This window comes from Vibrio sp. OPT24 (assembly GCF_015163545.1).
Taxonomy (GTDB): Bacteria; Pseudomonadota; Gammaproteobacteria; order Enterobacterales; family Vibrionaceae; genus Vibrio; species Vibrio cyclitrophicus.
The window spans coordinates 178,731-199,998 of the sequence record NZ_JADDYI010000015.1; the positions used below are offsets into that span (position 1 = coordinate 178,731).

Annotated in this window: 15 protein-coding genes; 14 read left to right on the forward strand and 1 reads right to left on the reverse strand. The window is 44.7% G+C overall.

Annotation, left to right across the window (positions count from 1 at the left end; translation table 11 throughout):
• Positions 1-48: 48 nt before the first annotated feature.
• The 14 genes from murD (at position 49) to IQO02_RS04435 (ending at position 20,292) form a co-directional block, all read left to right on the forward strand.
• Positions 49-1,365 (forward strand): UDP-N-acetylmuramoyl-L-alanine--D-glutamate ligase, encoded by a 1,317-nt coding sequence (gene murD, locus IQO02_RS04370; protein WP_016791799.1) that lies wholly within the window; start codon positions 49-51, stop codon positions 1,363-1,365.
• Between the two features lie 22 nt (positions 1,366-1,387).
• Positions 1,388-2,584, forward strand: a complete 1,197-nt coding sequence (ftsW, locus tag IQO02_RS04375; RefSeq protein WP_010434740.1) for a cell division protein FtsW — start codon at positions 1,388-1,390, stop codon at positions 2,582-2,584.
• A gap of 12 nt (positions 2,585-2,596) precedes the next feature.
• Positions 2,597-3,658, forward strand: coding sequence for an undecaprenyldiphospho-muramoylpentapeptide beta-N-acetylglucosaminyltransferase (murG, locus tag IQO02_RS04380; protein WP_016789751.1), 1,062 nt, complete (start codon positions 2,597-2,599; stop codon positions 3,656-3,658).
• A 13-nt stretch (positions 3,659-3,671) separates the two neighbouring features.
• Positions 3,672-5,132 carry a UDP-N-acetylmuramate--L-alanine ligase gene (gene murC / locus IQO02_RS04385; RefSeq protein WP_010434743.1) on the forward strand — a complete coding sequence of 487 codons (1,461 nt, stop codon included), beginning with the start codon at positions 3,672-3,674 and terminating at the stop codon, positions 5,130-5,132.
• 191 nt (positions 5,133-5,323) lie between these two features.
• The gene (locus IQO02_RS04390) at positions 5,324-6,103 is read left to right on the forward strand and encodes a cell division protein FtsQ/DivIB (RefSeq protein ID WP_010434745.1); all 780 of its coding nucleotides are present in this window, start codon (positions 5,324-5,326) and stop codon (positions 6,101-6,103) included.
• Positions 6,096-7,364, forward strand: coding sequence for a cell division protein FtsA (gene ftsA, locus IQO02_RS04395; RefSeq protein WP_010434747.1), 1,269 nt, complete (start codon positions 6,096-6,098; stop codon positions 7,362-7,364). Before IQO02_RS04390 ends, ftsA begins: the two co-directional genes overlap by 8 nt.
• A gap of 31 nt (positions 7,365-7,395) precedes the next feature.
• Complete coding sequence (ftsZ, locus tag IQO02_RS04400; protein ID WP_010434749.1) at positions 7,396-8,625, forward strand: cell division protein FtsZ; 1,230 nt, start codon at positions 7,396-7,398, stop codon at positions 8,623-8,625.
• A 96-nt stretch (positions 8,626-8,721) separates the two neighbouring features.
• Positions 8,722-9,639: a UDP-3-O-acyl-N-acetylglucosamine deacetylase gene (gene lpxC / locus IQO02_RS04405; protein ID WP_010434751.1), complete on the forward strand. Its 918-nt coding sequence runs from the start codon at positions 8,722-8,724 to the stop codon at positions 9,637-9,639.
• A gap of 388 nt (positions 9,640-10,027) precedes the next feature.
• Positions 10,028-12,754, forward strand: a complete 2,727-nt coding sequence (secA, locus tag IQO02_RS04410) for a preprotein translocase subunit SecA (RefSeq protein WP_016767751.1) — start codon at positions 10,028-10,030, stop codon at positions 12,752-12,754.
• 342 nt (positions 12,755-13,096) lie between these two features.
• Positions 13,097-13,495 carry an 8-oxo-dGTP diphosphatase MutT gene (mutT, locus tag IQO02_RS04415; RefSeq protein WP_016783967.1) on the forward strand — a complete coding sequence of 133 codons (399 nt, stop codon included), beginning with the start codon at positions 13,097-13,099 and terminating at the stop codon, positions 13,493-13,495.
• 92 nt (positions 13,496-13,587) lie between these two features.
• Entirely contained in the window at positions 13,588-14,412 is an 825-nt protein-coding gene (gene dapB / locus IQO02_RS04420) for a 4-hydroxy-tetrahydrodipicolinate reductase (RefSeq protein ID WP_016783966.1), read from the forward strand.
• Positions 14,413-14,915: 503 nt separating this feature from the next.
• A complete protein-coding gene (carA, locus tag IQO02_RS04425) occupies positions 14,916-16,070 on the forward strand; it encodes a glutamine-hydrolyzing carbamoyl-phosphate synthase small subunit (RefSeq protein ID WP_016787587.1) in 1,155 nt (384 codons plus the stop codon).
• A gap of 16 nt (positions 16,071-16,086) precedes the next feature.
• Positions 16,087-19,317 carry a carbamoyl-phosphate synthase large subunit gene (gene carB, locus IQO02_RS04430; RefSeq protein WP_010434761.1) on the forward strand — a complete coding sequence of 1,077 codons (3,231 nt, stop codon included), beginning with the start codon at positions 16,087-16,089 and terminating at the stop codon, positions 19,315-19,317.
• A 195-nt stretch (positions 19,318-19,512) separates the two neighbouring features.
• Entirely contained in the window at positions 19,513-20,292 is a 780-nt protein-coding gene (locus IQO02_RS04435) for a TSUP family transporter (RefSeq protein ID WP_010434762.1), read from the forward strand.
• On the opposite strand, the gene IQO02_RS04440 is transcribed toward IQO02_RS04435, so the two are convergent.
• The gene (locus IQO02_RS04440; protein WP_010434764.1) at positions 20,243-21,088 is read right to left on the reverse strand and encodes a LysR family transcriptional regulator; all 846 of its coding nucleotides are present in this window, start codon (positions 21,086-21,088) and stop codon (positions 20,243-20,245) included. The genes IQO02_RS04435 and IQO02_RS04440 overlap by 50 nt on opposite strands.
• Positions 21,089-21,268 lie beyond the last annotated feature (180 nt).

Sequence of the window (21,268 nt, forward strand, 5' to 3'; positions counted from 1 at the left end):
AGCCTCAGATTAGAGGCTCTTTAAAACTATTAAGAGCATCTTGTTTAAATGGAACGTTGGCAAAATATTCAAAATGTAGTGGTTGTGGGGCTCGGTATTACCGGGCTCTCTGTCGTTAAACATCTCGTAAAATATCAACCTCACACACATGTGAAGGTGATTGATACTCGCGAGCTACCACCGGGCAGAGAATCTTTGCCTGAATCTGTGGAACTGCATTCTGGAAGTTGGAATAGCCAATGGTTAGCGGGAGCGGATTTAGTCGTTGCTAACCCGGGTATCGCCTTAGCGACCCCGGAAATACAAGATGTTATTCAAGCGGGTGTTCCGGTTGTTGGTGATATTGAACTGTTTGGCTGGGCGGTAAATAAACCCGTTGTGGCAATAACAGGTTCAAACGGCAAGAGCACGGTGACTGATCTTACAGGTGTACTGGCGAAAGCCGCAGGTCTCAATGTTGGTGTTGGTGGTAACATCGGTATTCCTGCCTTAGATCTTTTAGAGCTTGATGCCGACTTATATGTCCTTGAGCTTTCAAGCTTTCAGCTAGAGACAACATCCAGTTTAAACCTTGCAGCGGCGGCCTTTTTGAACTTGTCAGAAGATCATATGGATCGCTATCAAGGCATGGCCGATTACCGTGACGCCAAATTAAGAATTTTTTACAACGCTCAGTACGCGATTGTAAACCGCGAAGACAAAGAGACTTATCCTGACCACAGTATGCCATTAGTGACATTCGGACTCGACGACCAAGAGTTTGGTGTGGCGACGATTGATGGTACTGAATGGTTGGTGGATAGCAGCAAGCCAGTACTTCCTACTCAAGATTTAACATTGGTTGGACGTCACAATGTGGCAAATGCGCTAGTCTCGCTAGCACTGCTTAAACAAGTCGGTATTGATTACAGCAAAAGCCTTGAAGCTCTGAAGACCTACAACGGTTTAACGCATCGTTGCCAAGTGGTAGCTGATAAGCGTTCTATCAAGTGGGTTAACGACTCGAAAGCGACCAACGTAGCCAGTACATTGGCGGCTTTGTCGGGGCTAGAGTGCCAAGGTACTTTGTATCTTTTGGTTGGTGGTGTAGGTAAAGGTGCTGACTTTAGTGAGCTCAAGCCTGTGTTGGCGCAACTGGAGCGTGTTCAGCTGTGTTGCTTCGGTGAAGATGCTGCGCAATTTATGTCGTTGCATCAATCGGCTAAGACGTTTGAAACCATTAGTGACATTATCGAAAGCATCTCAACGCAGTTGGTGCCCGGTGATATGGTGATGCTGTCTCCAGCGTGTGCAAGCTTTGATCAATTTAATAACTTCATGGCGAGAGGTGATGCTTTCACTGAACTCGCTCATGAATACGCCTAACGTGTTGAAGGACTAACATTCAGTGCAAAGAGTGAAAGAGATCAATCAATCTATTTGGCAATGGCTTAATCGTGCCACACCAGAGGCGCTTTACGACCGTCAATTAGTATGGATTGCTCTTGGACTGATGCTGACAGGCTTGGTGATGGTAACGTCGGCTTCGTTTCCTATCAGCGCTCGTTTAACCGATCAGCCATTTCACTTTATGTTTCGCCACGCCATTTTCCTTGTGTTGGCGCTAGGTGTATCCAGCGTAATATTGCAGATCCCAATGAAGCGATGGTTTCAATACAGTATGTATCTGTTGGGTTTGTCCTTCTTTTTGCTAGTGGTGGTGCTGGCCGTTGGTAAGTCGGTTAATGGTGCATCACGCTGGATTCCACTTGGACTGTTTAACTTACAACCCGCAGAAGTCGCTAAGTTATCGCTGTTTATCTTTATGGCGGGCTATCTGGTTCGTAAACAAGACGAGGTCAGAAAAACGTTTTTCGGCGGTTTCGGTAAGCCAATCATGGTGTTTGGTGCCTTTGCTGTTTTGCTTCTCGGCCAGCCCGATTTAGGTACGGTTGTTGTAATGTTGGTGACCTTGTTTGGCATGCTGTTTATTGCAGGTGCTAAGCTTTCACAGTTTATTGCCTTGATGGTGGCGGGCATTGCCGCGGTCGTTGGATTAATTGTTATAGAACCCTATCGTGTTCGACGTGTGACCTCATTCTGGGAACCTTGGAATGACCCGTTCGGCAGTGGCTACCAATTAACTCAATCACTAATGGCATTTGGTCGTGGTGATTGGATGGGACAAGGTCTTGGTAATTCGGTTCAGAAGTTAGAGTATTTGCCTGAAGCACATACCGATTTTGTGTTTGCTGTATTGGCAGAAGAGTTAGGCTTTGTTGGTGTAACTCTCGTGCTGATTCTGATCTTTAGTTTGGTACTGAAAGCGATTTTAATTGGTAAGAAAGCATTCGAGAACGACCAGTTATTCAGCGGTTATCTTGCCTTTGGTATTGGTATTTGGTTTGCATTTCAGACGCTTGTTAACGTAGGTGCCGCTTCAGGTATCGTTCCAACCAAAGGTCTAACATTGCCATTGATCAGCTACGGTGGTTCAAGTCTTATCGTCATGTCAGTCGCGGTTTCAATGCTATTGCGCATTGATCACGAATGTCGAATACAACAAGAAGAACAAGCCGACAATCAAAACGAATTAGTAGAATAAGAATCCAACGTTATGAAACAAAACAAAAAACTTTTAGTGATGGCTGGTGGTACTGGTGGTCACGTTTTCCCTGGCTTAGCCGTGGCTAAAAAGCTTCAGCAACAAGGTTGGGAAATTCGCTGGTTAGGAACCGCGGATAGAATGGAAGCGGACTTAGTGCCAAAACATGGCATTGAGATCGACTTTATTAAAGTGAAAGGCCTGCGTGGTCAAGGCATTAGCAAGTTAATTAAAGCGCCATTCCAGATTATTAATGCCATACTTCAAGCAAGACATCACATCAAAGCATGGCAGCCAGATGTAGTGCTTGGAATGGGGGGGTACGTGAGTGGCCCCGGTGGTATCGCGGCATGGTTATCCGGTATTCCAGTAGTTCTGCATGAACAAAATGCAGTGGCGGGTTTAACTAATCAATGGCTATCTAAAATTGCCAAAAAAGTATTCCAAGCTTTCCCTGGTGCTTTCCCTACTGCTGATGTGGTGGGTAATCCAGTACGTGAAGATGTGGTTGCCTTAGCTGAACCCGAGCAACGCATGACAGAGCGCGACGGTGATATTCGTATCCTAGTGATGGGCGGCAGTCAGGGCGCTAAAATTCTGAACGATACCTTGCCAGTGAGCATGGCCCAGCTTGGTGAAGGTTTTACTGTGGTGCATCAAGCCGGTAAGAACAATCAACAGCAAGTGATTGAACAATACAAATCACACTCTGTAGATAATGTTCAAGTAACTGAATTTATTGATGATGTGGCGCAAGCTTATGAATGGGCAGATCTATTAGTTTGTCGTTCAGGTGCATTAACCGTATCTGAAGTGTCAGCTGCTGGTGTTGGTTCTATCTTTGTTCCGTTCATGCACAAAGACAGGCAGCAAGCGTTGAATGCCGACCATTTAGTTGAATGTGGCGCAGCATTAATGATTGAACAGCCACAACTGACGGCTGATAAGCTAGCGAACGCTATCGCTCAGCTTGATAGAAATGAATTAAAAATGATGGCAACAAAAGCTCGTCAAGCAGCCAAGCTTGATGCTGATGTGACCGTCGCTGAAGCAATTAAAGCTTTAGCAAAATAACGAGACTGAATTGATGACGATTGAACATACCCAAGACTTAGCGCAAATCCGTGCAATGGTGCCAGAAATGCGCCGTGTTAAATCTATCCACTTCATTGGTATTGGTGGTGCTGGAATGAGCGGGATTGCTGAAGTCTTGCTAAATGAAGGCTATCAGATCACGGGTTCTGATATTGCTCAAAACCCAGTGACTGATCGTTTAGTTAGCAAGGGGGCGACAGTTTACATTGGCCACCAAGCAAGTAACGTTGCTGATGCAAGTGTAGTGGTGGTTTCAACCGCTATCAACGAAGAAAATCCAGAGATTGTTGCTGCTCGTGAAGCGCGTACACCGATTGTTCGTCGTGCGGAAATGCTGGCTGAGCTGATGCGTTTTCGTCACGGTATTGCCGTGGCTGGTACGCACGGTAAAACAACGACCACAGCGCTAGTTACACAGATTTACTCGGAAGCAGGCCTCGATCCCACTTTCGTAAACGGTGGTTTGGTGAAAAGTGCAGGCACTAATGCTCGCTTAGGTTCAAGTCGTATCCTTATCGCTGAAGCTGATGAAAGTGATGCGTCATTTCTGCATCTGCAACCAATGGTTAGTATTGTGACTAACATTGAAGCGGATCATATGGATACCTATGGCGGTGATTTTGAAACGTTAAAGCAGACGTTTATTGATTTCTTACACAACCTGCCATTCTATGGTCAGGCTGTGATGTGTGTTGACGATCCTGTTGTACGTGAGCTTATTCCTCAGGTGAGTCGCCAAGTGATTACTTACGGTTTCTCAGAAGATGCTGATATCCGTATTGAAAATTACGTACAAGAAGGGCAACAAGGCAAGTTCACTGTGGTACGTGAAGGCAAAGCTAACCTTGATATTACATTGAACATTCCGGGCCGTCATAATGCGCTAAATGCATCAGCTGCAATTGCGGTTGCGACTGAAGATGACATCAGTGATGAAGCAATTCTAAAAGCGATGGCAGGAACGGAAGGCACAGGCCGTCGTTTCGATCACTTAGGTGAGTACGAAACCGGTAAAGGCGTTGCAATGTTGGTTGATGATTATGGTCATCACCCAACTGAAGTGGATGTTACTATCCAAGCTGCACGCAGCGGCTGGACTGACAAACGTCTTGTGATGATCTTCCAACCTCACCGTTATAGCCGTACTCGCGATCTGTATGATGACTTTGCTAACGTTCTTGAGCAGGTTGATGTTCTAATTTTATTAGATGTGTACTCGGCAGGTGAGAAACCTATTGCAGGTGCGGACGGGCGTTCGTTAAGTCGAACTATTCGTGGTCGTGGTAAGATAGATCCAATCTTTGTTGCTGATATCAACGCGCTGCCGTCGGCTCTTGCTAACGTAATTCAAGGTGGTGATCTTGTTTTAACGCAGGGTGCAGGTGATGTTGGCCGTGTAGCGAAGCAGCTTGAATCGTTACAATTAGACATTAATAAAATGCAGAACGCGTAACAGAATACCGTCTACAGACTGTGGTTGATCGCTCACTTCTTGCGATTGACCTAAAATTGACCAAAAATCTTATTATCAACGTTTGATAGTTTGATTTTGCTCAGTATAATTCATAGGTTAAAGTAAGTGCTTTTACCTCTATTACGAAGATAGGGAATAGAATTGCGAACCAACGACAGGGAATGCGGGCTTTGGTAGAAAGTACTTTTAGCGAAAACCGCCACCTATTCAGTTTACCGTCGCTCAAGAAACACGCCTTAGGCGGGTCTTTTTTTGTTGTGGTGCTGCTATTCATTGGGTTTCTTTTCTATACCACACTGACTTGGATGTGGGACGATCAGCGATTGCCTCTTTCCAAAATAGTACTTCAGGGCGACTTAACTTATGTAACGGCTGGTGATGTTCAGCATGCCTTTGGCGAGCTTGAGCATATTGGAACATTCATGTCACAGGACATTGGTGTGTTGCAAAACAGTTTAGAAGCATTGCCTTGGGTGTCTGTTGTCTCAATTCGTAAACAGTGGCCAGACACAATAAAAGTATTTTTGACTGAGTATCATGCAGCAGCAATCTGGAACGGTAACATGCTGCTTAATGACGATGGTCAGGTGTTTAATGGTGATATCGGCCTATTAAAGGGCGATCGAGTCAAGCTTTACGGCCCAGACGGCACCAGCCAAGAAGTGATAGAAAAATGGCGACAGATAACTCCTTTGATTAATAGTCTAGGGTTAACCGTTACCTCGCTCGTTCTCAATGAGCGTCGCGCGTGGCAAATAATCCTAGATAACGGTATCCGTTTAGAACTAGGTAAAGATTCTTTAGATGAGCGTGTTGAACGCTTCATTTCGCTTTACAACGAATTAGGTAGTAAGGCGAATCAAGTGAGCTACATCGACCTCAGGTATGATACGGGAGCCGCTGTAGGCTGGTTTCCAGAGCAAGAGTTAGAAGAGAGCACAGATGACTAAGACCGCAGATGACAACATAATCGTTGGTCTTGATATAGGCACTGCGACCATATCAGCTCTGGTTGGTGAAATATTGCCTGATGGTCAAATCAATATCATTGGATCAGGGCAAAGCCCATCTAGAGGTATGGATAAAGGTGGTGTAAACGACCTAGAGTCGGTAGTTAAGTCGGTTCAGCGAGCTATTGATCAAGCAGAGTTGATGGCGGAATGCCAAATCAGCAATGTGTTTATCTCGCTATCGGGCAAACATATCGCAAGCCGAATTGAAAAAGGCATGGGCACTATTTCAGATGAAGAAGTGTCTCAAGATGATATGGATCGAGCGATCCATACCGCGAAATCAATTAAAATAGGTGATGAGCAGAGAATTCTGCACGTGATCCCACAAGAATTTACCATTGATTATCAAGAAGGGATTAAGAACCCACTTGGCTTATCTGGTGTTCGAATGGAAGTCAGTGTTCACCTAATTTCTTGCCATAGCGACATGGCGAGAAACATTATTAAAGCTGTTGAACGATGTGGTCTTACAGTAGAACAGATCGTGTTTTCAGGACTTGCCTCAAGTAACGCGGTAATTACTGAAGACGAGAGAGAGCTTGGAGTGTGTGTGGTAGATATCGGTGCGGGTACAATGGATATTTCCATATGGACTGGCGGCGCGCTTCGACACACAGAAGTATTTTCCTACGCAGGAAATGCAGTAACCAGTGATATTGCCTTCGCTTTCGGCACGCCAGTGAGCGATGCTGAAGAGATAAAAGTAAACCATGGTTGCGCTCTGAGTGAACTCGTAAGCAAGGATGACTCTGTTAACGTCCCAAGTGTTGGTGGTCGCCCATCGAGAAGTTTGCAACGACAAACTTTGTCGGAAGTGATTGAACCACGTTACACTGAACTTATGGGGCTCGTTAACCAAACTATTGATACGGTTCAATTACAGCTACGCGATGAAGGTATTAAACACCACCTTGCAGCTGGCGTCGTTCTCACTGGTGGAGCGGCACAAATTGACGGATTGGTAGAGTGTGCGGAACGCGTTTTCCGCAATCAAGTTCGAGTTGGTAAGCCATTAGAAGTTAGTGGCTTAACTGACTATGTTAAAGAGCCGTATCATTCTACGGCGGTTGGTTTACTTCATTACGCAAGAGATTGTCAGATAAGTGATGAAGGTGATTACAGCGAACCTAAGCGTTCAGCACCTTCTATGTCAGGCTTGTTTGGCAAATTGCGTAATTGGATACAAAAAGAGTTTTAACCTGAGTTGCAGGAAAAAACGGAGATAACACATGTTTGAACCGATGATGGAAATGTCTGACGATGCAGTAATTAAAGTCGTTGGAGTTGGTGGCGGTGGCGGTAACGCTGTTGAGCACATGGTACGTGAATCAATCGAAGGCGTAGAATTCATCAGTGTTAACACTGATGCCCAAGCACTTCGTAAAACAAGCGTGAGCAGCGTGATCCAAATTGGTGGTGATATCACTAAAGGTTTGGGCGCTGGTGCAAACCCACAAGTAGGCCGTGATGCAGCTCTCGAAGATCGAGAAAGAATTAAAGAAGTTCTAACTGGCGCCGATATGGTATTTATCGCAGCTGGTATGGGCGGTGGTACGGGTACAGGTGCTGCTCCAGTTATTGCTGAAGTTGCGAAAGAGCTAGGTGTGCTAACAGTTGCTGTTGTAACTAAGCCATTTAGCTTTGAAGGCAAAAAACGTTTAGCGTTTGCAGAGCAAGGTATTGAAGAGCTTTCTAAGCATGTGGATTCTTTAATTACGATTCCAAATGAAAAGCTACTTAAAGTACTTGGCCGTGGCGTAACACTGCTAGAAGCTTTCGCAAGTGCAAATGATGTGCTTAAAAATGCTGTACAAGGTATCGCAGAGCTAATTACTCGCCCTGGTATGATTAACGTCGATTTCGCGGATGTTCGCACTGTAATGTCTGAGATGGGTCATGCAATGATGGGTAGCGGTATCGCAAAAGGTGAAGACCGTGCTGAAGAAGCTGCTGAAACGGCAATTTCTAGCCCACTACTAGAAGACATCGACCTAGCTGGTGCGCGTGGCGTTCTTGTGAACATCACTGCAGGCCTGGACATGCGTCTAGATGAATTCGAAACTGTGGGTAATACAGTTAAGGCATTCGCTTCTGATAACGCAACTGTCGTGATTGGTACTTCTCTAGACCCTGACATGACGGATGAAATCCGTGTAACTGTTGTTGCAACAGGTATCGGAACAGAGAAAAAACCAGACATTACATTAGTTGCTGGTGGCAAGGCTAAAGTAGCGCCAACGCCTCAACCACAAGTTGCAGCTCAAACTGCACCAAAAGTGGAAGAGAAAATGGCACAGCCATTGCAAGAGAAAACTGAGGTTAAACCTCAAGTTAAGCCACAGCCAACAACGTCACCTGTTTCTTCAGGTACAGGCGCTAGCCAGAGTGCTGCACCTAAAGCTGAGAAAGAGAGTGGATACTTAGATATTCCAGCATTCTTACGACGTCAGGCTGATTAACAAATACCCAAAATTTGACTATCGTTGAATTAATGGTAAAATTCGCGGTCGGTAAATACTGACCGTGATTTGTAGCACTGATAACGAGGCAAGCAGATGATCAGACAACGTACTCTGAAAGAAATTGTGAAAACAACTGGTGTGGGTCTCCACTCTGGTCGTAAAGTCACACTTACTCTTCGCCCGGCAGCTGCAAATACAGGTATTGTTTATCGTCGTACTGATGTAAATCCACCTGTAGATTTCCCAGCTGATCCAGCATCAGTTCGTGACACTATGTTATGTACTGCTCTTGTTAACGACGAAGGCGTACGTATTTCTACAGTGGAACACCTTAACGCAGCTTTAGCGGGTATGGGTATCGACAACATTATTGTTGAGGTTGATGCACCAGAGATCCCAATTATGGATGGTAGCGCAAGCCCATTCGTATATTTGCTACAGCAAGCAGGTGTAGAAACACTGAATGCAGCGAAGCGTTTTATTCGAATCAAAAAGCCTATCCGTTTTGAAGATGGCGATAAGTGGGCAGAATTCGTCCCATTTAACGGCTTCCGCATGGACTTTGAGATCGACTTTAACCATCCCGCGATTGAATCTGATGAGCAACGTTTGTTGTTTGATTTCTCTTCACAAGGTTTTGTGAAAGAAATTTCTCGCGCTCGTACTTTCGGTTTCATGCGTGATATTGAGTATCTACAATCCCAAAATCTAGTACTTGGTGGTAGCTTTGATAATGCTATCGTACTTGACGAGTACCGAATTCTTAATGAAGAAGGTCTACGTTTTGACAATGAGTTCGTAACTCATAAAGTACTAGACGCGATTGGTGACCTTTACATGTGTGGACACGCTATTATTGGTGAGTTCCGTGCATACAAATCAGGTCATGGCCTAAATAACCAACTACTACGTGCAGTACTTGCTGACGCAGAAGCTTGGGAATGGGCAACATTCGAAGAAGAAGTAGGCTCTCCAGTTGCGTTTGCTGAACCAGGTATGGTTTTAGCGTAATTGTTGCTTACAACAATATAAGATTTCGAAAACCAGGTCATTGACCTGGTTTTTTTGTATCTATTTTCCAGATACAGTGTCGTCAACATCCGAAAGTTGTCTACCAATAGACTGCAGTCTGGCTAATCCGTCAGCAATTAGAAAGAAAAGTTCCAAGCACATCAAACAAATGGGGTTATAAATGGTCGTTAGTGTGAAAATTACTTACACTAGAGAGCATTAATTTTAACTCAAGCCTTGAAAACTCTACTCTCAAGTACAATATCAAAGATACTAGATTTATCTCAGTATCCTTGGTTAGTAACTGAAGACTAGTTCATAGCTAGTAGAGACTGACGGCATTTAAAATAGATCGCGGACGATCTGAGAACGAAGAGATTCCAAGCACATGATTACTAAGCTGCTGACAAAGGTAATTGGCAGTCGCAATGACAGAACACTGCGCCGCCTTAGAAAAATTGTAAAAGAAATTAATAACTACGAACCAACGTTAGAAGCACTTTCTGATGAAGAGTTAAAAGCTAAAACGGTTGAGTTTCGTGAGCGCTTAGATAAAGGCGAATCGCTAGATCAACTTTTACCTGAAGCATTTGCTACAGTACGTGAAGCGTCTAAACGTGTTTACGGCATGCGTCACTTTGACGTGCAGTTGATTGGTGGCATGGTTCTAAATGCTGGCCAAATCGCAGAGATGCGTACTGGTGAAGGTAAAACTCTTACCGCAACTCTACCAGCTTATCTTAACGCCCTACCAAGCAAAGGTGTTCACGTTGTAACGGTGAACGATTACCTAGCGAAGCGTGATGCGGAAACAAACCGACCACTATTTGAATTCCTTGGCATGACAGTTGGCGTGAACGTGCCAAATATGGCTCCGCCAGAGAAGAAAGAAGCGTACCAAGCCGATATCCTATACGGAACAAACAACGAGTTTGGTTTTGATTACCTGCGTGACAACATGGCTTTCCGTGCTGAAGATAGAGTTCAGCGTGAACGTTTCTTCGCTGTAGTCGATGAAGTTGACTCAATCTTAATCGATGAAGCTCGTACTCCGTTAATTATCTCTGGTCCTGCTGAAGATAGCTCAGATCTTTATACGCGCATTAATACGCTGATCCCTTCTCTAGAGCGTCAAGATAAAGAAGATTCAGAAGAGTACCGTGGTGAAGGTCACTACACCATGGACGAAAAATCTAAACAGGTTCACCTGACTGAAAACGGTCAAGAATTTGTTGAAGAGTTAATGGTTAAAAATGGATTGATGGAAGAGGGCGATACACTTTACTCTCCAACCAATATCAGCTTACTTCACCACGTAAATGCGGCTCTTCGTGCGCACGTATTGTTTGAGAAAAACGTAGACTACATCGTTACTGAAGAAGGCGAAGTGGTTATTGTTGATGAACATACTGGTCGTACTATGCCTGGTCGTCGTTGGTCTGAAGGTTTACACCAAGCTGTTGAAGCGAAAGAAGGTGTAAAGATTCAAAACGAAAACCAAACGTTAGCATCGATTACCTTCCAGAACTTCTTCCGTTTGTACGAGAAACTGTCTGGTATGACAGGTACAGCCGATACAGAAGCTTTCGAATTCCAGTCTATCTACGGCCTAGAAACGGTGGTTATCCCAACCAACAAGCCTATGGTTCGTAACGATATGCCAGATGTGGTTTATCGTACCGAAGAAGACAAATTCAATGCGATCATTGAAGACATTAAAGATCGTGTTGCGGCTGGTCAGCCATCACTGGTTGGTACGGTTTCTATCGAAAAATCAGAACTACTGTCTAACGCACTGAAAAAAGCAAAAATTAAGCATAACGTTCTCAATGCTAAGTTTCACGAAATGGAAGCCGAGATCGTTGCACAAGCGGGTACGCCAAGCGCGGTAACTATCGCAACTAACATGGCTGGTCGTGGTACCGATATCGTATTGGGTGGTAGCTGGCAGGCTCAGGTAGAGAAGCTAGAAAACCCAACTCAAGAGCAGATCGATAAGATCAAAGCTGACTGGAGAGTTATCCACGATAAAGTACTTGAGTCCGGTGGTCTGCACATCATTGGTACTGAGCGCCATGAATCTCGCCGTATCGATAACCAGCTACGTGGTCGTTCTGGTCGTCAAGGTGATGCGGGTTCTTCTCGTTTCTACCTATCAATGGAAGACTCTCTGCTACGTATCTTTACGTCTGATCGTATGGCTGGCCTTATTCAAAGTGGTATGGACGAAGGCGAAGCGATTGAATCTAAGATGCTGTCTCGCTCAATTGAAAAAGCACAACGTAAAGTGGAAGGTCGTAACTTCGATATCCGTAAGCAGCTTCTTGAGTACGATGATGTAGCTAATGACCAACGTAAAGTGGTTTATGAGCTTCGTGACGAACTGATGAGTTCTGACGACATCAGCGAAATGATCGAACACAACCGTGAAGACGTGTTTACTTCGGTTATCGATGAGTACATTGCACCTCAATCTCTTGAAGACATGTGGGATATCGCTGGTCTACAAGATCGCCTGAAAAACGACTTCGATCTAGACTTTGATATTCAAGGTTGGTTGGACGAAGACGACAAGCTTTATGAAGAAGCATTGCGTGAGCGTATTATTGGTATGGCGGTTGACTCGTACAAACAAAAAGAAGAAGTGGTTGGTGCTCAAGTACTGCGTAACTTCGAAAAGTCTGTGATGCTACAAACGCTAGACGGTCTTTGGAAAGAGCACTTGGCTGCGATGGATCACCTTCGTCAAGGTATACACTTACGTGGTTATGCTCAGAAGAACCCGAAACAAGAGTACAAGCGCGAGTCGTTTGAACTGTTTGAAGGCCTGTTAGATGTACTGAAAACAGACGTTGTTACCATTCTTTCTAAGGTTCGCGTTCAGCAACAAGAAGAAGTTGAAAAGATGGAAGCTCAACGTCAAGCTCAAGCTGAAGAAGCGGCGCGTCGTGCTCAAACACAACATGCAGTGGCTGAAAATCAGTTAGCTGACGATGAAGCTGAAGCGGTATCTCCACAAACGGTAGTACGTGATGAGCGTAAAGTGGGTCGTAACGAACCATGCCCATGTGGAAGTGGCAAAAAATACAAACAGTGTCACGGTAAAATTGACTAATGCTTTGCTGTAATGGCTGATAACTTCATCGGCGATGCTCATTTACACTTGTAAACTCTGCGTCGCCTCCTCGTTCTCAACCAATACAGCTTTGCCTAAATATAGTTCTGATTAAAGAGTCGCTTAGGCGGCTCTTTTTGTATGTAAATTTCGTGGCTTATCTTTTGATGAAAGGGTAAGTCGTCATTCCCTCTAGCGAGGAACGAGCCTAGTAGGGAATCTCGTTTAATAGTTAGACTCACGCTCTTGTATTAGATCCTCAACTCAGTTGTTTGTCCTTCTTGAGGATGACGTATTGAGGGGGATGAGTGAGCAAAGCGTTTTATTAAGGAATACCATCATATGAAAAGAATCCATATTGTTGCGGGCATTATCTTCAACCAAGATAAATCACAGGTCTTTATTACTAAACGCCCAGACGATAAACACAAAGGTGGCTTTTGGGAGTTCCCTGGCGGCAAGGTTGAAGTAGGGGAAACCATTGAACAAGCAATGGCTCGTGAGTTAGATGAAGAAATTGGCATCAAGGTAACTGAACAGTCTCTCTTTGAGCATCTTGAATTTGATTACAGTGATAAATCGCTTAAGTTTGATTTCATCCTTGTGACAGCCTTTGAGCAACAGCCTTATGGTAAAGAGGGTCAACAAGGTGAATGGGTAAACCTAGAATCTTTGAATCAATACCCCTTCCCAGAGGCAAATGTGCCAATTTTAGAGCGAGTAATAAAAGAGTTTTCGTAATTGCTAGCCTGAGTTTGAGATTGTTGTTAGTTTAAAGGGATTAATCGATTGAACGTTGCCGCACGAGATAAGTGGCAACGGTAACCAAAACAATGGAGATATTCGCAGTGGTAAGAATTGCAATTGCAGGAGCAGCGGGCCGTATGGGTCGTAACTTGGTGAAAGCCGCTCATCATAATTCAGAAGCAAGTGTTGGTGCTGGTTCAGAGCGTCCAGAGTCATCTTTAGTGGGCGTTGATGTCGGCGAGTTATGTGGTGAAGGTCGTTTTGATGTCGCTTTAGTGGATGACTTGTCTAAAGCTATCGAAGAGTTTGATGTGATCGTCGATTTTACCGCACCTGTTAGCACATTAGCGAATATTGAACTTTGTAAACGTCATGGTAAAAAGCTGATCATCGGCACAACGGGTTTCTCTGAAGAAGAAAAGCAGGCTATCGATGCGGCGTCAAAAGAGATGCCAATTGTCATGGCACCTAACTACAGCGTTGGTGTAAACCTGGTATTTAAGCTGCTAGAAAAGGCCGCTAAAGTGATGGGCGATTACTGTGATGTTGAAATCGTTGAAGCTCACCATCGCCACAAGGTAGATGCACCTTCAGGCACGGCTATTGGTATGGGTGAAGCGATTGCTGGTGCGATGGGTAATGAGCTTAACGATGTAGCCGTATGGTCACGTGAAGGTATTACTGGTGAGCGAACTAAGGATGAGATCGGTTTTGCGACGATTCGTGCCGGCGACATTATTGGTGAGCACACCGCTATGTTTGCTGATATCGGTGAGCGAGTGGAAATTACCCATAAAGCGACTGACCGAATGACTTTTGCCAATGGTGCAATCAAGGCGGCAGTTTGGCTAAATGATAAACCAGCAGGCTTTTATACCATGACTGACGTCCTTGGTTTGAATGACCTATAAATAGATATTTATGCGCTGGCAATTGCCAGCGCTTTCTTTATTTGATACATTTTCCTTCGTAATATCCCTTTTACAAACCTCTCTCTAGTTTCTTCTTATTGTCGATTTTCTCTTATTTAACTGCGATTTTTAATGCTTATAGTGTGCTTTTTGTTTTAGATCTTTAAATTTCGACCTTTTCTCTTTGTATTTATCGATTGCGTTTTGTTGCTGATATTTTTATCACTCTATGGTTGGCTAAAATGAGGGATGAAAATTAGAAAATCGTAATATTCGGACAAAATGAGCATGAAAGTTAAACTTTTGAAGCTTTGATGGTGTAAATTGAATTAGTCCTTACAAATGTTTAATTTCTTTTGCGTTAAATGTTGACACGTATCACGCAGATCACTAAAATATCGCCAATTTGTCTAATTTCCATAAACACGCAGTTTCTGGTGTTACAGGAAGGTAGATTTGCAAATTAAATCAATTTTAATGCATTTTTATTTCTGGAGGTTGTCTTGAAGAAGTCAGCACTACTCGTCCTAGAAGATGGGACAGTATTTCACGGTGAAGCCATTGGCGCTGTAGGTTCCGCAGTTGGTGAAGTCGTTTTTAATACCTCGATGACGGGGTACCAAGAAATCCTCACTGATCCTTCCTATTCTCAACAAATCGTTACCCTTACTTACCCTCACATTGGCAATACCGGAACCAATTCCGAAGACGAAGAATCTTCTTCAATCCACGCTCAAGGCCTTGTGATTCGCGATCTCCCTCTAATCGCTTCTAACTTCCGTAATGAACAATCCCTTTCTGATTACCTTAAGTCGCAAAACGTTATTGGTATCGCTGATATCGATACTCGTAAGCTGACGCGTATTCTTCGTGAAAAAGGTGCTCAAAACGGTTGTATCGTAGCTGGCTCTTCAGTAAACGATGGAAACCTTGATGAGGCTCTAGCTCTGGCTAAAGCAAAAGAATTCCCTGGCCTGAAAGGTATGGACCTTGCGAAAGAAGTTACAACAAAAGAAGCGTATCAATGGAAACAAGGTTCGTGGACGCTTACGGGTGGACTTCCTGAAGCGAAAGCAGACTCTGAATTGCCATACCACGTTGTTGCTTATGACTTCGGCGCAAAACGAAACATCTTACGAATGCTTGTTGACCGCGGCTGCCGCCTAACGGTTGTTCCTGCTGAAACTTCAGCAGAAGAAGTACTCGCTCTGAACCCAGACGGTGTTTTCCTTTCAAATGGCCCTGGTGACCCAGAACCATGTACTTACGCAATTGAAGCGACAAAAGTGTTCCTAGAAAAAGGCTTACCAATCTTCGGTATCTGTCTAGGTCACCAGATTCTTGCTCTTGCGTCAGGCGCTAAGACAGTGAAGATGAAGTTTGGTCACCACGGTGCAAACCACCCGGTTAAAGATTTAGATCGTGATGTTGTGATGATTACTTCGCAAAACCACGGCTTTGCTGCTGACGAAGAAACCCTTCCAGAGACACTGCGTGCAACGCACAAATCATTATTTGATGGTTCTCTACAAGGTATTCACCGTACAGACAAACCAGCATTCAGCTTCCAAGGTCACCCGGAAGCAAGCCCAGGTCCAGAAGACGCAGCGCCGTTATTCGACCACTTTATTGAACTAATCAAACAGCACACAGCGTAATTCGGAGTAGTAGACAATGCCAAAACGTACTGACATTAAAAGTATTCTTATTCTAGGTGCTGGCCCGATCGTTATCGGCCAAGCATGTGAGTTCGATTACTCTGGTGCTCAAGCTTGTAAAGCGCTTCGCGAAGAAGGTTACCGAGTTATTCTTGTAAACTCGAACCCAGCGACAATCATGACTGATCCAGATATGGCCGATGCAACTTACATCGAACCTATTCAATGGGAAGTTGTGCGTAACATCATCGCTAAAGAGAAGCCCGATGCAGTTCTACCTACTATGGGTGGCCAAACTGCATTGAACTGTGCTCTAGACCTAGAAAAGCACGGCGTTCTTGAAGAGTTCGGTGTTGAAATGATTGGTGCAACGGCTGACGCTATCGATAAAGCAGAAGACCGTTCACGCTTCGATAAAGCAATGAAAGCAATTGGTCTTGAATGTCCAACTGCTGATACAGCGAAAACCATGGAAGAAGCTTACAAAGTTTTAGACATGGTTGGCTTCCCTTGTATCATTCGTCCATCGTTCACGATGGGTGGTACTGGTGGCGGTATCGCTTACAACAAAGAAGAATTTGAAGAAATCTGTCGTCGTGGTTTGGACTTATCTCCAACTAACGAACTTCTTATCGATGAATCACTTATCGGTTGGAAAGAGTACGAGATGGAAGTGGTTCGTGACAAAAACGACAACTGTATCATCGTATGTGCGATTGAAAACTTTGACCCAATGGGTATTCACACCGGTGACTCAATCACAGTGGCGCCAGCTCAAACGCTGACAGACAAAGAATACCAACTAATGCGTAACGCTTCTCTAGCGGTACTGCGTGAGATTGGTGTTGAAACAGGTGGTTCAAACGTACAGTTTGGTATCAACCCGAAAGATGGCCGTATGGTTATCATCGAGATGAACCCACGTGTATCTCGCTCTTCTGCACTAGCTTCTAAAGCGACAGGTTTCCCAATCGCTAAGATTGCAGCGAAACTGGCTGTTGGCTTTACGCTAGATGAGCTAATGAATGACATCACTGGTGGCGCAACGCCAGCGTCATTCGAACCAACAATCGACTACGTAGTTACTAAGATTCCTCGTTTTAACTTCGAGAAATTTGCAGGTGCTAACGACCGTCTAACAACGCAAATGAAGTCGGTTGGTGAAGTTATGGCTATCGGCCGTAACCAACAAGAATCTCTACAGAAAGCACTTCGCGGCCTAGAAGTTGGCGCGACTGGTTTTGACGAAATGGTAGACCTAGACGCACCTGATGCGCTAACGACTATCCGTCATGAACTAAAAGAAGCTGGCGCAGAACGTATTTGGTACATCGCTGACGCATTCCGTGCTGGTATGTCGGTAGATGGTGTATTCAACCTAACGCAAATCGACCGTTGGTTCCTAGTTCAAATCGAAGACATCGTTAAGCTAGAGCAAGAACTTAAAGCGAAAGGCTTTGCTGGTCTAAACAAAGACGAGTTAAACAAGCTTAAGCGTAAAGGTTTTGCTGATGCACGCTTATCTAAGATTCTAGGTGTAGCGGAAAGCGAAATCCGTCGCATGCGTGACCAATACGATATACACCCTGTTTACAAGCGTGTAGATACGTGTGCTGCTGAGTTCTCTTCAGATACGGCGTACATGTACTCATCTTACGATGAAGAGTGTGAAGCGAATCCAACAGACAAAGACAAGATCATGATCTTGGGTGGCGGTCCAAACCGTATCGGTCAAGGTATCGAGTTTGATTACTGTTGTGTACACGCCTCACTAGCACTACGCGAAGATGGCTACGAAACTATCATGGTTAACTGTAACCCTGAGACAGTTTCTACAGACTACGATACGTCTGACCGCCTGTACTTCGAACCAGTAACTCTGGAAGATGTACTGGCGATCGCTCGTGTTGAGAAGCCAAAAGGCGTTATCGTTCAGTACGGTGGTCAAACGCCACTTAAACTGGCTCGTGCTCTTGAAGCTGCTGGCGTACCAATTATTGGTACTAGTCCAGACGCAATCGACCGTGCAGAAGACCGTGAGCGTTTCCAAGTTGCTGTAGACCGCCTAGGCCTGCTTCAACCACAAAATGCAACCGTAACAACAATGGAGCAAGCGGTTGAGAAATCTCGCGAAATCGGCTTCCCACTTGTTGTACGTCCTTCTTACGTACTTGGTGGTCGTGCGATGGAAATCGTATACGACGAGCAAGACCTGCGTCGCTACTTCAACGAAGCAGTCAGCGTATCAAACGAATCTCCAGTATTACTTGATAGCTTCTTAGATGACGCTATTGAGGTAGACGTAGATGCGATTTGTGATGGTGAGCGTGTTGTTATCGGCGGTATCATGGAGCATATCGAACAAGCGGGTGTTCACTCTGGTGACTCAGCATGTTCTCTTCCTGCATACACGCTAAGCCAAGAAATCCAAGACGTAATGCGCGAGCAAGTTGAAAAGCTAGCGTTTGAGTTGGGTGTTCGTGGTCTGATGAATACGCAGTTTGCTGTTAAAGATAACGAAGTATACCTAATCGAGGTTAACCCTCGTGCAGCACGTACTGTTCCATTCGTGTCTAAAGCTACAGGCGCACCGATTGCTAAGATTGCAGCGCGTGTAATGGCTGGTCAATCACTAGAGTCTCAAGGCTTTACGAAAGAAATCATCCCACCTTACTACTCAGTGAAAGAAGTTGTACTTCCATTCAACAAATTTCCTGGTGTTGACCCACTGTTAGGCCCAGAAATGCGCTCTACTGGTGAAGTTATGGGTGTTGGTGCGACATTCGCAGAAGCATACTCTAAAGCTGAGTTGGGTTGTGGCAATATCTACCCAGAAGGCGGCCGTGCACTTCTTTCTGTTCGTGAAGGCGACAAAGAGCGTGTTGTTGACCTAGCTTCTAAGCTATCTAAGCTTGGTTACCAGTTAGACGCAACTCACGGTACTGCAGTTATTCTTGGAGAAGCGGGTATTAACCCACGTCTAGTAAACAAGGTACACGAAGGTCGTCCTCACATTCTTGACCGTATCAAGAATAACGAGTACACGTACATCGTGAACACTGCTGCTGGCCGTCAAGCGATTGAAGATTCTAAAGTTCTTCGTCGCGGCGCATTGGCTGAGAAGGTTAACTACACGACTACGCTAAACGCTGCATTTGCGACTTGTATGGCGCACACTGCAGACGCGAAGACGTCAGTAACTTCAGTTCAAGAGCTACACGCTCAGGTTAAAGCTTCTCTAGCGTAATAGCCTAAAGCGTAACGCTGTTAAACAGATATAAATACTCAAAGCCTACTCTTCGGAGTGGGCTTTTTTATGTCTGTTATTCTGTAGTGGTTAAATGATGAATATTTGGAATAGGTTAAAATCTTGTGTTTCGTTATTGCTCACCTACAGTGAGTGGTAACTTGTCGTTACACAGGACTTTAAGGCGTTGGGTATATGGAAATCACTCTTGAAATATTGGCTATCTTGTTTGTTGTTGCAACGGCGGCAGGCTTCATCGATGCAATGGCTGGTGGTGGTGGCTTACTGACTCTACCTGCATTGCTAGCGGCCGGAGTGCCACCAACTCAAGCATTGGCAACCAATAAACTCCAAAGCTCATTTGGTAGCTTTTCCGCCAGTTGGTATTTCGTGCGCAACGGTATTGTCAGTATCAAAGAGATGCGCCTTGCTATCTTTTGTACCTTTATCGGCTCTGCTATTGGCGCCGAGTTAGTTCAGCACATTGATGCGAGCCTACTGACCAGTGTGATACCGCTGCTGCTTATCGCTATCTCTCTCTATTTCCTGTTGGCACCGCAAACTAGAGCGTCTGAAGGAAAACAGAAGATCTCTGAGGCGATGTTTGCTCTGTGTGTAGGTGGTGGAGTTGGTTTCTATGATGGTTTCTTTGGCCCAGGAACAGGTTCTATCTTCACAGTCTGCTTTGTTGCGATTGGTCACTTCTCGTTAGTCGATGCTACGGCGCGCACCAAGGTACTTAATTTCACCTCTAATATTGCCGCATTGATCTTCTTTATTTTGGCTGGCTTGCCTATTTGGGAGTTAGGATTAGTGATGGCGGTTGGCGGTTTTATGGGCGCTCAGCTTGGCGCTAAAGTGGTGGTGACAAAAGGGCAGAAATGGATTCGACCCCTTGTGATCGTTATGTCGATGCTAATGGCGTCTAAACTGCTTTGGGAACAGCATCAACAATGGATTCTATCAGTGTTCTAACTCGTGGAGACTGATAGCTATTTGGTCTTACACAGATATGAATCGGTCGAATTAAGCCTGCTAATTCGGTGAAGCTATACAGGTATTGAGGCTCAATATTGAGTGTTTTTACGATAGAGAGCGGGATTAACGCTGGCCCAGTCCCGCCCAATGCAAGTTGAGCCGCTGCGGTGTAGGCATCCATCTCCATCAAGGGCTTGATACCAAACTTCTCTAAGACAGAAAGTTGATAAGAGTTCGCGGGGTTGGTCATATCGTTGGTAATCACCAATGGAGGAAGCTCCGTTAGCGGTGACTTACTCACTATGTAAAACGGCTCATCAAACAGATGGAAGGTCATCAACCCATGATGCGGTGGTAATAAGCCTGCGCATAAGCCCAAGGTCGCTTTGCCCGATTGCACTCTTTCTATGATTCGAGGTGTGTGGTTAGTGGTAATGGTGATGTATTTATCTTGCTGGATAAATTGGCCCATCATCTCACCTAGATAGCCCGCTATCAGAGATTTAGAGCTGTCTAAGGTGATAAGAGTCGTATCTTCCAACTCTTGCTGTTCATAAATAAGACCACGTAACTCATTGAATGTTGGGCCTATACTCTCGATCAATGCAATCGCATCTGGCGTCAGTTTTATCTGTCGGCCACTCGGTTCTATGAGTTTCTTGCTTAACTTCTTCTCTAAATTAGCAATCCGTTTGCTGACCGCTGATTGGCTGATATAAAGCAAACTGCCTGTGCGGCTCATGGTCTTTGCTTTACTCAATACCAGTAGAGTTTCGATTCCTTCGAGTAGCATTGGGTTATATTCATGAAAGTTGGGAATGATTAAACCAAATTACCTCAAACACTCTTCATTCTCTAGATTTGAAGCGAAAGGTTTGAACTCAGTTAGGTATTTTAAATTGGGAACGTAAAGTGTCACGAAAGATCATAATAATGGATTGGAGAGTGAGCAGGATTAAAAAAGGCTCCGTTG